Annotated in this window: 9 protein-coding genes; 2 read left to right on the forward strand and 7 right to left on the reverse strand. The window is 65.1% G+C overall.

The features are described 5' to 3' along the window. Positions 1-14: 14 nt before the first annotated feature. The gene (locus OKW28_RS19190) at positions 15-803 is read right to left on the reverse strand and encodes a class I SAM-dependent methyltransferase (protein WP_429448044.1); all 789 of its coding nucleotides are present in this window, start codon (positions 801-803) and stop codon (positions 15-17) included. Positions 804-1,093: 290 nt separating this feature from the next. Here OKW28_RS19190 and OKW28_RS19195 point away from each other — a divergent pair, with 290 nt between their 5' ends. Further along, entirely contained in the window at positions 1,094-1,399 is a 306-nt protein-coding gene (locus OKW28_RS19195; protein WP_429448046.1) for a hypothetical protein, read from the forward strand. A 20-nt stretch (positions 1,400-1,419) separates the two neighbouring features. On the opposite strand, the gene OKW28_RS19200 is transcribed toward OKW28_RS19195, so the two are convergent. Both OKW28_RS19200 and OKW28_RS19205 read right to left on the reverse strand, forming a co-directional pair. Continuing rightward, positions 1,420-2,922: a hypothetical protein gene (locus OKW28_RS19200; protein WP_429448047.1), complete on the reverse strand. Its 1,503-nt coding sequence runs from the start codon at positions 2,920-2,922 to the stop codon at positions 1,420-1,422. Next, positions 2,834-4,714, reverse strand: coding sequence for an adenylate/guanylate cyclase domain-containing protein (locus tag OKW28_RS19205; RefSeq protein WP_429448049.1), 1,881 nt, complete (start codon positions 4,712-4,714; stop codon positions 2,834-2,836). The genes OKW28_RS19200 and OKW28_RS19205 overlap by 89 nt, the downstream gene beginning before the upstream one ends. Positions 4,715-4,960: 246 nt before the next feature. Here OKW28_RS19205 and OKW28_RS19210 point away from each other — a divergent pair, with 246 nt between their 5' ends. After that, complete coding sequence (locus tag OKW28_RS19210; protein WP_429448050.1) at positions 4,961-7,189, forward strand: SulP family inorganic anion transporter; 2,229 nt, start codon at positions 4,961-4,963, stop codon at positions 7,187-7,189. Between the two features lie 34 nt (positions 7,190-7,223). On the opposite strand, the gene OKW28_RS19215 is transcribed toward OKW28_RS19210, so the two are convergent. The 4 genes from OKW28_RS19215 to OKW28_RS19230 all read right to left on the reverse strand — a co-directional run bounded on the left by OKW28_RS19215 (position 7,224) and on the right by OKW28_RS19230 (position 12,694). Beyond that, the gene (locus OKW28_RS19215; RefSeq protein WP_429448052.1) at positions 7,224-8,345 is read right to left on the reverse strand and encodes an asparaginase; all 1,122 of its coding nucleotides are present in this window, start codon (positions 8,343-8,345) and stop codon (positions 7,224-7,226) included. 73 nt (positions 8,346-8,418) lie between these two features. After that, on the reverse strand, positions 8,419-9,837 hold the full coding sequence (aspA, locus tag OKW28_RS19220; RefSeq protein ID WP_429448054.1) for an aspartate ammonia-lyase: 1,419 nt from the start codon (positions 9,835-9,837) through the stop codon (positions 8,419-8,421). Positions 9,838-9,935: 98 nt separating this feature from the next. Then, positions 9,936-11,402, reverse strand: a complete 1,467-nt coding sequence (locus OKW28_RS19225) for an aspartate/glutamate racemase family protein (RefSeq protein ID WP_429448056.1) — start codon at positions 11,400-11,402, stop codon at positions 9,936-9,938. Beyond that, positions 11,399-12,694, reverse strand: coding sequence for a dicarboxylate/amino acid:cation symporter (locus OKW28_RS19230; RefSeq protein WP_429448057.1), 1,296 nt, complete (start codon positions 12,692-12,694; stop codon positions 11,399-11,401). Before OKW28_RS19230 ends, OKW28_RS19225 begins: the two co-directional genes overlap by 4 nt. Between the last annotated feature and the right edge of the window lie 113 nt (positions 12,695-12,807).

Here is a 12,807-nt window from a genome sequence, read left to right on the forward strand (position 1 = left end):
GCGCCCGCTTGCGTTTAGCCTGCAGGTCGACGGGGAACACCGACAAGGTACGTGAGACCGATCGGCGAGCCCTGCACCGGCAGTGTGCCGATGTCCCATTCGAAGCTCTGCTGGTCCGGGATACTCGCCACCATCTCACGCAATTCGTCGGGATTGTAGATGCGCAGCATCGACACGATGCCGTCGAACAGACACAGCAGCGGGATAGCCGGCAGCACATAGGTGAGCGCTAGTCGCGACCAGCGAAACGGTCGGATCAGCGGAGTCAGCGCGAGCATCATCAGCGGCATCACCAGGATGAGCACGACACCGAGCAGCCGGTGGTCGGCACCCTCGACGATGACGATCGCGCGACGCTTCATCACCGCGTCGGCGAGGATCGCCCGCGCATCGTCCGGCCGAAAATGGTGGAAAGCGTTGAACATCGTGCGCACGCCGTCGAATCCCGATGGCACGTCCATCGCGTCCACCGGTTCGCTCACATAGGTGACGCGGCCGGCTGCCCCGGCGGATACGCGCTCGTACGCGGCGCGATTGGGATAGAAGTCGGTCAGCTGCACCGTCACGCGTCCGGACTGCGCGAGCAACGGTGCAAGCGTCTGCCACGGGCCGCCGCCGCCCGAACATAGATCGACGATCCGGTCGTTGCCGACCCGCCGCATCGCTTCGCGCAGCTTGCCCGCGATGACGTTGAAGCCCTTGTGGGTATTGGCCAGGAAATGCAGCCAGTCCGTCCCGCCGTCACGGATCGCCCGTGGGCACCACGGCTGGTCTTCGATTTCGAGCAGATGCAGGCGTCGCATGATCACGCGGGCAACCGAGGTAGCTGAAAACCGGCGGATTTCATAACATGCCCTGGCAGTGTGCAACCGGGTAGACAGAGAAGGCCTGCACGCTAAACACCACGCCTGTCAGCCTTGGCGAGCGGCAACTTACTACCGAAGTTAAACGAGCCAACGCGTGGGCTTCTTAACGACGTCAGTCGACTATACGCTGAGCCGCGCCGACGACGTTAGCGGTTCGCATCCTGCATAATGACCACGCATGAGGACTTACCCGCATCATCCGCCGGACGGCGGCCGGGAGACGAGCGATGCAAAACGACAGACCGCCGCCGCGGCGGGTGACATATGAGAAAGGGATCCGGATCGGCGGCCCCGGCTGGTTCGGCCGGTTGCTGACCGTCGCCCTGAGCGCGATCCTGTTCGTGGTGGCCGCGATGCTGTCGATCGTGCTGTTCGCCGTGCTGTTCGCGGTCGGCACGATCGTCGTCGGGTATCTGTGGTGGAAGATGCGCGCGTTGCGCCGGCAGACGGTCGCGTATGGCGACGACGCCCGCACCATCGACATGGAGGTCGTCCACAAGGACCCGCCCGACGACGATTCCGCGCCACGCTGAGGATCGGCTACGCGCGTGTCTCAAGCCGCAAGGGCCGCTTCGACCGCGCTTACGTAATTGCGAAATCCGGCCTGCTGCAGCGCCTCTCGCAGTCGCAGCAGTTCATGTCGCGTGGCTTCGCTGAGCGGCGCCTGAAGCGCGAGTGCCAGCGCACGGCCACGCGCCGCGAAAAGCTCGGACCACGGCAACGGTTCGCGCTGTGTATAGGCCTCGAGTGCGTCCACGTAGTACAGCATGCCAGCAGGATCGCCCGCCCCCAACATCGCTTCGACGGCGTCGCGGTAAAACCACAGGTGGTTGTGGCCGACCGCGCCGAGGCGCAACAGCGCCTCGCCTTCAGCCAGTAGCCGCGTACGCTCGCCGTTATCGTCAACCGCACGGCTCAGTGCGCTCAAGGCCTTTGGCCCGGAAAACTGAGTCCCTACCTCGCGTGAGATGGCGAGTGCTTCGCGCAGCGCCACCACTGCTTCACTACGGCATCCTTCGTCCAGTAACAGGCGACCCTGCATCTCCAGATTCTGCGCTTCGAAGCGGCGCGCACCCAATTGCCGGATCACACGCATTTCCTGCACCAGATGCTTGCTGGCCGCCTGCGCATCGCCCAGTTCCTGGCAGGCGAACACCCCCAGCGTCTCCCCCAGCAATTGCGCGCGAGGCTGCCCGATCAACTCGGCGGCGCGGGCGGCGGCGCTTGCGTCCTCGCGAGCCTGACTTGCGTCGTTCAGATAAATGCGGCTGAAGCCCTGCATCGACAGATTGGCAACCTCGATACGGCCGAACCCGTGTTCGCGGCTCATCGCTACGCATTCGCTGAAATGATGGAACGCGGTCCGCATGCGCCCCTGCGCATACGCCGCATCCGCCAGGCCGCCGAGCGCGCGAGCCTCTGCCTCGGGCAGACCGAGGCGCCGCGCGTAGCCAAGACCGCGCTCATGCTCGGCGCTGCAGGCGTCGATCTTGCCGAGCGGAAAGAGAATGTTGCCGCGCAGATAGTGGAGGCTTGCAAGCTCCGCCAGCCGGTTGTCTCGCTCCGCGATCTTTTGCGCTTGCGCGAGTAAGCCGAGTGCTTCGTCGAGACCCTCGCTGACACGCAGACCTTCCGCGAGCCCGAGCTGACAGTCGCATCGGGCGGCGTCGTCGGTGGCGGCGGCGAGTGCGGTACGGTACGTCACAATCGATCCTGCGATGTCGCCCAGGTCGCGCTGAAGTTCGCCCTTGCAGCAGCTCAGTGCATGGCGGTCTGCGTCCGACTGCGCGATTTCGACGCCGCGCTCGGCCAGCCGCAGCGCGGCTTCGAAACGATGGGCGGCACGCTGTGCGGCCGCCGCGACCAGGTAGGCGTGCGGCGCGTGCTCGTCTTCGGCGCGGTCGAGATGCTGGGCGTGCAGCGTGACATCGCTTTGTGCGAACCATTCGGCCGCGCGCAGATGAAGTTCACGGCGGCGCGCGCGCAACAAAGTCGAATAGGCGCTCTCCTGGATCAATGCGTGGGCGAACAGGAAGTCGTCGCCTTCCGGCAGCACGAGTGCAATTGACGAGCAGGCCGTCGCAGACGTAGCCAGGATCGTCCACCAGTTCTCGCAGCAGTGCGAGGTCGAAACGCTGGCCGATCACGGCGGCCGCCTGGAACGCCAGGCGGTCACGGGGCGCGAGCCGGTCCATCCGCGCGAGCACGAGACTGCGGATCGACGCGGGCACGTTGCTGCCGCTGCCTTCTTCAGCGTAGCGCAGCAGTTGTTCGAGAAACAACGGGTTGCCGCCCGCGCGCTCGATGCAGGCGAGCGCGACGCGCTGGGTCGCATCGATGAAATTGCCCGCCAGGCTCTGGGCCTCGTCCTTGCGAAGCGGTCCGAGATCGATCGTGGCGAACGGGGTGTCGCGGCAACGTGCGCGCCAGCCTGCATCGATCGGATCGCCTTCCACGCGCGAAGTCGTGACCAGCAGGCCCGTGCCGTTGGCAATGCCTGACGCGAACGCCGACAGGTAGCCGATGACTTCGGCATCGGCCCAATGCAGGTCTTCGACGACGATGAGCGTCGCCGCATGGGCGCAAGCGTCCTCGGTCAGCCTCACGGCGAGCGCCTGCTTGCCGCGCTTGCGCGCGCCGTGGTCCATGGCCTCGTAGATGGTTTGCCATTCGGCGCTCTGCGGGAGGTCGAGGAAGTCGTGCAGAAACACGACATGCTCGGCCTTGACGATACCTTGGGTCGCGACCTGCGCGGCGGCGGCCTGCCGCGCTTCACTCGATGCACCGGCCGGTAAGCCGAGCAGGCTTCCAATGATGGTTCGCACCGGATCCTGGCCCTTGCCGACGCCGAAATCGAGCACGAGGCTTCGATGGAGCGTGAAGCCCTGTGCCTGCGCATGGCGGCGCATCTCGTCGACGAGCCGCGTCTTGCCGATCCCGGCTTCGCCCCGCACATGAACGACATGCCCTGCGCGCCTTGCCATGCACGCATGAAGGATGCCGTGAAACTGTTCAAGCTCGGCTTCGCGTCCGACGAAGCGGCTGCGGCTCGTCCTGACGGGCTCGCTGCCAAGCGCGACGAGCCGCCATGCCCGCACCGGCGTGTCGATGCCCTTGAAGCGCCGTTCGCCGATTGCTTCGCAACTGGCGGCGTCGCCGAGCGTGCGCGCCGCGTCGTCGGATATCCAGGTTTCGCCGGCGGCCGCGGCTGCCACGAGCCGAGCGGCCAGGTTCACCGGATCGCCATGCACGGTGTAGTCCTGCGCGTCGGCGCGGCCCAGCGCGCCCGCGATGACCTCGCCACTCGCAATGCCGATATGCGCCTGCAACGGCCGCCCGGCCTGCGCGGCCAGCCGCGCCAGGCCGTCGTGAATGTCGAGAGCGGCACGGGCGGCGCGCAGCGTGTCCGTCTCGTGCGAGCGGGGCGCGCCGAACAGCGCCATCACCGCGTCGCCGATGTGCTTGTCGATCGTGCCGCCATAGGCGAGCACGATCCCGTCGACCAGCGCCGTGTAGCGTCCGATCAGCGCGCGCAAGTCTTCGGGATCGAGCGAGCGCGACAGCATCGTGTAGCCGCAGAGATCGGCGAACAGAATCGTGACCTGCCTGCGCTCGTCCGCGGGCACGTCATTGTCGGCGGACGTCTGGGGCGGTAGCGGCGCGGCTGCCGTTAGGGCGCCTGCCGCCGCGGCCAGAATGCGCTTACGGTGGCCGAGCGACTGTACCCCCAGCTCTTTCAGGTCCACGTCGCTCAGCTGCCCGAGCAGCGACATGTCGATGTCGTTTGCCGCGAACGCGTGGGCGTACTGCTCGAGCCCGAGGTCCCGCAGCCATTTCTCGATATCCATGTTCGTCGCCCCGCCTCCGATGCGTGGCCCCGCGGGCAAAAGCTCAGACGAATAGCGCGCCTGCCGCCGGTGTGAACGGCTCCGGAGCTGCATGGTCTTTGCGTGGAGTTCGCCAGGTACGGGGCCGATGAATAATCAGTGTAGGTGTCCGATAAGCACGCTGCATCGCGTTTGACAGCCGTTCGAGCCGAGCAGGATACTGGCTGGCGCGCCTCACGGCGCCCTTGCATTCGACCGGGAATCCACGTGAAGCCGGGCAAGACCGTTTCCGTCTCCGAGATCCCGCTGCGCTCGCGTTTGGCGGGTCTGCCAGGCGACGTGGCGGCGGGCGCCGTTTCGGCGCTCGTCATGCTGTGCTATGCGATGAGCCTCGGCACGATGATCTTTAGCGCCGATCTTGCCCGCTACGCGATGCTGGGCGTGCCCACCGCGCTCGTGAGCTGCGTCGTCACGGCGCTCGTGATCGCCTTGACGAGTTCGATGCGCGTCAACATTGGCGGCCCCGACAGCAACGCCGCAGCCTTTCTCGCGGGCGTGGCGGCGGGGGTGGCCAGCAGCGTGCGCGCGGACGGCGGTTCACCGCAGACGCTGATCCTCACTGTGCTGATCGCCATCGCGCTCTGTTCGCTCATGACGGGCATCGTGCTCTATGCGATCGGCTCGTCGAAGCGCAGCCGCTCCTTGCAGTTCCTGCCCTATCCGGTGCTCGGCGGATTTCTCGCGGGCACGGGCTACCTGCTGCTCGCCGGGGCGTTCCGCGTGCTGACGGGCCAGCCGCTGCAGTGGCACACGCTCGCGTTGCTCGCGCACCTTCACTGGCTCACATGGGTTCCGGCGCTGGTCGTCGGCGTGCTGGCCACGGTGCTGATGCGCACGTGGCAGCACATTGCCGCGCTGCCGCTCACGCTGGCCTTCGGCGTCGTGCTTTTCTACGTTCTGCTGCAGGTTGCCGGAGTTTCGATCGACGACGCGCGCGGCATGGGTCTGCTGCTGCCGCGCGTCAAGCTGCACCTTTCCGGGCTGCCGGAGTTGCACCTGGCCGCGAGGCTCGGACAGGGCGGCATCGACTGGTCGGCGGTCGGCGCGCATCTTCCCGAGAGTCTGGTGGTGACCTCGGTGTCGGCCGTGACGATCCTGATGAATTCAACGGCGATCGGCGCGGCCACCGGGGAGGACGTCGACCTCAATCGCGAGATGCGCGCCGCCGGCCTCGCCAATCTCGCGAGCGGACTGCTGGGCGGCATGGTCGGCTACCAGTCGTTCAATCGCTCGATGCTCAACGCGCGGGTGGGCGCGACGAGCCGGGTGGCGGGCGTGTTCGCCTCGCTCGCGTGTGTGGTCGTGCTCGCCACTTCGCCGGGCATCGTGGCGCTCTTTCCGGTGCCGGTGCTGGTCGGCCTTCAGCTCTTCATGGGGCTGCGCTTGCTCGTGCATTGGCTCGCGGGCGCCTGGACCAAGCTCAACTGGTATGAGTATCTGCTCGTGCCCGTGATTCTCGGCACTATCGCGGCGTACGGCGTGATCGTCGGCGTAGGGGTGGGCGTCGTTGCAGCGTGTGTGATGTTCACGCTGCTCTACGGTCGGGTCGGCTGCATACGCATGGAGTTCGACCTGCGCGCGCGGACCTCGAATGTTGAGCGCAGCATCGAAGACACCCAGGCTCTGCGCGCAATCGGCCCCCAGGTATGCGGAATGTGCCTGCAAGGGTTTCTCTTCTTCGGCACGGCCAATTCGATTCTGCAGCGCCTTCGCGAGCGATTCGGCGCCGGGAATCCGTCGCAGGTCCGCTTCGTCGTGCTCGACTTTGCGGCGACACATGGCATGGATGCATCCGTATCAATCAGCTTCGTCAAACTCAGACAGCTCTGCGCAGCGAGAAGCGTGGACCTCGTGTTGACCGCGCTGCCGCCGCGCTCGCGCGATCTGCTCGTGAAGACCGGCACGCTCAGTCTGAAGATCCATGAATTCGATACGCTCGATGCGGGTCTCGAATGGATCGAAGACAATCTGCTCGCGTCGAACTCGCTCGCGATCGCGCATGGCGGCGATCTGCGGGCGATGCTCGAGCCGCATTTCACGGCCGGCGCGTTGAACGGCTTGATCGCGTGTCTGGAGGTGCACGATCTGCTTTCGGGGCAGGCGCTGTTTCGTCATCGCGAGCCGGGCGACGCGCTGTATTTCGTCGAGCAAGGACGTGTCGCGATCTCGCTGCCGCTCGCCGATGGCCGCTCGGCGCGTCTGCGCTCGTTCGGCCCGGGCACGGTCGTGGGGGAAATGGCGGTGTACACGCAGCAACAGCGCAGCGCGGATGTGATTGCCGAGGCACCGACGCGCGTGTACCGCCTGTCGATCTCCCGGCTGCTCGAACTCGAACAGCAGGATCCGGCGACGGCGCAACAGTTGCATCGGTTTCTCGTGAAGACCATTGCGTTGCGTCTTGCCGTTGCCGATGAGGCACTACGCGCGGCTTTATAAGCGGCAGCGCCCCTGACCGGCGGCGCCCAACCCGTCACCACGTCCCGCTAAACGCCTGCTGTACCTTGACGGGATCGGTCATGCCGTTGGCCACCAGCAATTGCGTCAGCAATCGCGCCTTCTGCGGATTCAGATCGAGCGATGCGACGAAACCGCGCTTGTCGTCGTCCACCTCGACGTTGCGGTTCACGAACCCCGACACGAGGCGCGTCGAGCGAACCACCACGATGCCTTTCGCCGCCGCGCGGTCGAGCGCCGCGAGGGCTTCCTTCGACATGTCACCATCGCCTTCGCCGGCGACGACGATGCCCTTCGCGCCATCGGCGATCGCATGATCGATCTGGCGGCCATCCATGTTGCTATGCGCGTAGACGATATCGACGCGCGGCAATTGCCCACTCGCGGGCAGGCTCAGCGCAGCGCGCGTCGATTGCACCGCCGGCATCACGAAGCGCACACTGGCCGGATCGACATAACCGATCGCGCCGGCATTCGGCGACGCGAACGCCTGTACCGCCGTGGTATTGGTCTTGGTGATCCAGCGCGGCGCGTGAATCTGGTCGTTCATCACGACCATCACGCCTCGGCCACTCGACTGCGGGCTCGCCGCCACTTCGACGGCTTCGTACAGATTGCCGGGACCGTCGGCGCTCGTGGAACCGCCCGGTCGCATCGAGCCGACCAGCACTACCGGCTTGTCGGAGCGCAGCACGTTGCTCAGGAAGAACGCCGTTTCCTCGATCGTATCGGTGCCGTGCGTAATCACGATGGCGTCGGCCTCGTTCCGCGCGAAGACCTCGTCGATCCGCCGCGCAAGCTGCAACCAGATCTTGTCGTTCATGTCCTGCGAGCCGACGTTCGAGATCTGCTCCGCGCTGATGCTCGCGAGCTTCTCGAAGCCCGGCACGCCGCGCACCAGTTCCTGCCCCTTCACGTTGCCCGAGTTGTAGCCGATCGCCGAACGGGGATCGGCGGTTCCCGAGATCGTGCCGCCGGTGGCCAGCACCAGAACACGCGGCGTTGCCGTGACGGCGCCTGCCTGTTGCGATGACGCGTCGGCAGCCTGTACGCAGGTACCCGCGGCAAGTGCCGCGATCAGCAGTGCCGCCGAACCGCACAGCCGCCTTGCATTTCGATCGATCGTGTTGCCGTTCATCTTTCTCTCCTCCATCGTTTAAAAGAGTCGCGTGCATATGTACGCGACCTGTGACCGGAACAACCTTCGTCGCTCACGCCGCCGACGACATCTTTCTTGGTTGCGTCAGCATGGCGGGTTGAAGAATCTCGTCGAGCTGCGCCTCACTCAACAGCCCTCTGTCGATCACGATCTGCGCGACGCTTTTGCCCGACGCAAGCGCTTCCTTCGCGACTTCGGTCGAGTGCGTATAGCCGATGTACGGGTTCAGCGCGGTCACGATGCCGATCGAGCTCTCGACGATCGCGCGCAGCCGCTCGTGATTCGCCGTAATGCCGTCGACGCATTTCGACGCGAGCGTGAGGCACCCTGCGCGTAAATGCGCGACGCTCTTGAACAGGCTGTGCGCGATGATCGGCTCGAACGCGTTGAGCTGGAGCTGCCCCGCTTCGGCGGCGAAGCTCACCGTCACATCGTTGCCGATGACTTCGAACGCGATCTGGTTGACGACCTCCGGAATCACCGGATTCACCTTGCCCGGCATGATGCTCGAACCCGCCTGCACCGGCGGCAGGTTGATTTCGCCGAGGCCCGCGCGAGGACCGCTCGAAAGCAGGCGAAGATCGTTGCAGGTCTTGGAGAGTTTTACGGCGACGCGCTTCAGTACGCCGGAGAGCTGCACGAACGAACCGACATCCTGCGTCGCTTCGATCAGATTCGGCGACGTGGTCAACGCGATACCGGTTATTTCGCTCAAGTGCCTGCATGCAAGCTGCGCGTATTCCGGATGTGTGTTGATGCCGGTGCCGATCGCCGTCGCGCCGAGATTGATCTCGCAGATGAGCTGGGCCGCTTCCTTCAGCCGTTCTTCATCTTCGCCGAGCATCACAGCGAAGGTGCTGAACTCCTGGCCGAGCATCATCGGTACGGCGTCCTGAAGCTGCGTGCGGCCCATCTTCAGGTCGTTGCCGAATTCCACCGCCTTGCGTTCGAACGATGCGCGCAACACGCCCATCGCGTCGACCAGTTGCATGATGCCCGCGTACGTGGCGATCTTGAGCGCGGTCGGATAGACGTCGTTGGTGCTCTGGCCGAGATTCACGTCCTCGTTCGGATGAAGAACCGCGTATTCGCCGCGCTGTTGCCCGAGATGTTCGAGCGCGAGATTGGCGATGACCTCGTTCGCGTTCATGTTGGTCGACGTGCCCGCGCCGCCCTGAATCACGTCGACGACGAAATGCTCGTGCGCGATGCCTGAGCGCACTTGCCTGCATGCGTGCACGACGGCCTGCATCTTCACTGCGCTCAATAGGCCGAGATCGTGATTCGCGAGCGCGGCGGCTTCTTTCACGCTCGCCAGCGCGTTGACGAGGTTCGGATACACGGAGATCGGAATACCCGTGATGGGAAAGTTTTGCAGCGCGCGCAGCGTGTGTACGCCGTAGTACGCGGTCGCGGGCACGGCGAGATCGCCGAGAAGGTCGTGTTCGATACGTTCGGTCGGTGCAAGCATGATTACCTCTCAGGTTCTGAAATCGACAGGCGAGCGGGGTCATCCGGCACACCTGGTGTGCAGGTCCGTCGCATTAACTGGGTGATGCGGTTGCGGGGTTATCGAGGCGGCGCTGTCGCGCGGGCGACACACTGCTTCGCGAGCACGTCGGTCGGATCGACCACGCTCACGCGCGCGCCGTTCGCGCCGATCACATACGGCTCGCGAATCAGCAGCGGCAGTTCCGTGCAGCCGAGAACGATCACTTCGACGCCATCGGCGATAAGCCCGTCGATCGCCGCGGCGAGGTCTTGCTGGCACTGCCCCGCCGTGAATCCGGCCTTCACGCCTTCCTTGCCGTAGATCGCGTCCATCACGCGCGCCTGCAGCGCGGGTGCCGGGACGACCTGCCGCAAGCCGTGCGATTCGAGCGCCTTTTCGTAGACGCCGCTCGCGAGCGTGCCGGAAGTCGCGAGCACACCGACCGAGCGCAGCGCGGGAAACGACTCGCGCAGATAACGCACCGTCACCGTCAGCATATTGACGATTGGCACGCCGAGATAAGGCTGTATCCGCTCGACGAAGGCATGCGCCGTATTGCACGGGATCGCGATCAGATCCGCGCCGCCCGTTTCGAGTTTCTTGCAGGTCGCATAGAGCGAGATGGTCGGGTCGGGTCCATCGCCGATCAGATTCTCCGTGCGATCCGGGATCTGCGGGTTCTGCTCGACGAGCAGCTTGATGTGGTCCTGATCGCGCCGCGCTGGCGTCGCGCGCACGATCTTGTGAATGAAATCGACGGTGGCCGCCGGACCCACGCCGCCCACCACGCCGACCTTGAAGATCGTCTCGGGCGTGTGGTACTGGCCGGACACCACGTACTGCGCATAAGCCAGGTTCGAATCGACGAGCGGCACGCGCAACGCACCGAGTTCGTCCGCGACCAGCGCGATCTCGGTCAGCCCCGGCACGATGACATTGGCGCCCTGTTCGATCAGGTCCTCGCACGCCGCCCGCAGCAACTCGACCGGACGGCCACGCAGATTGCCGCTCTTCACGCCATCCTCGCCATAAACGGCCTCGGTGACGAAATCGATGCCGTCGCCGATGCGCGGGTGGATCACTTCGAACTCGGGCGCCGCGAAGTACTTCTCGAACAGGCGCCTGCGCCGCGTATGCGCCGACGCGAGCACGCCCACCCGGCGCACCGCGGGAAATCTTCTGCGCACGTGGCTGCGCACCGCATCGACGATGTCGACGACCTGCAGCGGCGAATTGGCTTTCAGTTCGTCGATGAACGTGTGACTCAGGAAGCACGGCAGCACGACCGTCGTCACGCCGCGCTTCTCGAAGCTGCTGATCAGATCGAAGATGTACAGCTTGCGCTGCGTCAACGTCTCGCTGTCGGCATCGGCGCTGCGAAACGGCTGCTGCTCGAAGATCGCATCGAAGTGCTCGGCGTCGCGCGTGGCCGGCGTCGATTTGATCAGTTTGAAGAACACGTCCGCGCTCGCGAGCGGGCCGAGCCCGCCCACCACGCCGAACTTGCGCGCGCTCGTGGCAGCCGTCGCGTCGATGCCGCTCATTTCGTCTCGCCTTCGAGCTGGCCGAACGAAGCCGTCGCCATCGCCGTGCGGCGTTGCTGGCGCGCCACGCGCTGGCCCTCCCACTTCGCGATGGCTGCCGTCGCGATGCTGTTGCCGATCACGTTGGTCGCCGTGCGCCCCATGTCGAGAATCTGGTCGATCGCGAGCACCAGCACGACGCCCGATGGCGGCAGATGGAACATCGGCGCCACGGCCGCGACGACCACCACCGAGCCGCGCGCGACACCCGCCATGCCTTTGCTGCTCACCATCAGCACGAGCAGCATCACGATCTGCGTGCCGATCGGCATGTCGATGCCGAACGCCTGAGCGATGAAGATCGCGGCGAAGGCCTGATACATCATCGAGCCGTCGAGATTGAACGCATAGCCGAGCGGCAACGTGAAGCCGACCACTTTCTTGTCGACGCCGAATTCCTCCAGCTTTTCGGTCAGGCGTGGATACGCCGCCTCGCTGCTCGCGGTGGAGAACGCCAGCATCGCGGGTTCGCGGATCGCCTTGAGCAAGGCCCAGATCGGCTTGCCGAGAAACGCGTATCCGGCGAGGATCAGCGCAGTCCACAGCAGCGCGAGCCCCGTATAGAAGCTGGCGACGAGCTTGCCGTACGTCGTCAGTACGTCGAGGCCATGCACCGTGATCGCCGATGCCAGCGCGCCGAACACACCCACCGGCGCGAGACGCATCACGTAATCGGTCAGTTTCAGCATGGTGGGCACGAGCCCTTCGACGCCCGCGATCAGCGGCGCGACACGCGGGTCGGACTTGATCACGCTGAGCACGATGCCGAACATCACCGAGAAGACGAGGATCTGCAGGATATCGTTGCGCGCCATCGCATCGACGATGCTGGTGGGGAACGCGTGTGTGACGAAGTCCTTGAAGTTCAGGCTCGACGTGTTGAGACCGGTGGCCACGTCAGCGCTCGTCTGGGTCATGTGCAAGCCCGCGCCCGGTTGCAGCAGATTCGCGAGCACGAGGCCGAGCGCGAGCGAGAACAGCGACGCACACAGGAACCACGCGATCGAGCGCAGACCGATGCGGCGCACGTCGCTCGTGCCTTCCATGCCGGCGAGACCTGACACGAGCGTGGCGAACACCAGCGGCGCGATGATCATTTTCACGAGCCGCAGGAAGATATCGGTGACGATGGAAAAGTAGCCGGCGATCTCCTTCGCCTGCGCGGCATCGGCCGCCGTGCGATGGCAGACATAACCGACGGCCACGCCGAGCAGCATGCCGGCGAGGATGTAGAGGGTAAGCCGATTCTTCATGTGTCTCCGTCCTGAGATTATTTGTGTCTGGACGGAATTCTAGAGACGGCAGAAAAGACGTGAATGCTAGTGTTGCATACGGCTATGCAAGTTTCGCATAACGCGGGATAACC

It is taken from the genome of Paraburkholderia sp. 40 (assembly GCF_050434105.1).
GTDB lineage: Bacteria > Pseudomonadota > Gammaproteobacteria > Burkholderiales > Burkholderiaceae > Paraburkholderia > Paraburkholderia tuberum.

What these genes read in the sequence shown, in the direction of transcription:
- OKW28_RS19225 (WP_429448056.1), bottom strand. Translation starts at nt 11,402, where the DNA reads ATGAGCGGCATCGACGCGACGGCTGCCACGAGCGCGCGCAAGTTCGGC.
- OKW28_RS19230 (WP_429448057.1), bottom strand. Translation starts at nt 12,694, where the DNA reads ATGAAGAATCGGCTTACCCTCTACATCCTCGCCGGCATGCTGCTCGGC.
- aspA (WP_429448054.1), bottom strand. Translation starts at nt 9,837, where the DNA reads ATGCTTGCACCGACCGAACGTATCGAACACGACCTTCTCGGCGATCTC.
- OKW28_RS19205 (WP_429448049.1), bottom strand. Translation starts at nt 4,714, where the DNA reads ATGGATATCGAGAAATGGCTGCGGGACCTCGGGCTCGAGCAGTACGCC.
- OKW28_RS19190 (WP_429448044.1), bottom strand. Translation starts at nt 803, where the DNA reads ATGCGACGCCTGCATCTGCTCGAAATCGAAGACCAGCCGTGGTGCCCA.
- OKW28_RS19215 (WP_429448052.1), bottom strand. Translation starts at nt 8,345, where the DNA reads ATGAACGGCAACACGATCGATCGAAATGCAAGGCGGCTGTGCGGTTCG.
- OKW28_RS19195 (WP_429448046.1), top strand. Translation starts at nt 1,094, where the DNA reads ATGCAAAACGACAGACCGCCGCCGCGGCGGGTGACATATGAGAAAGGG.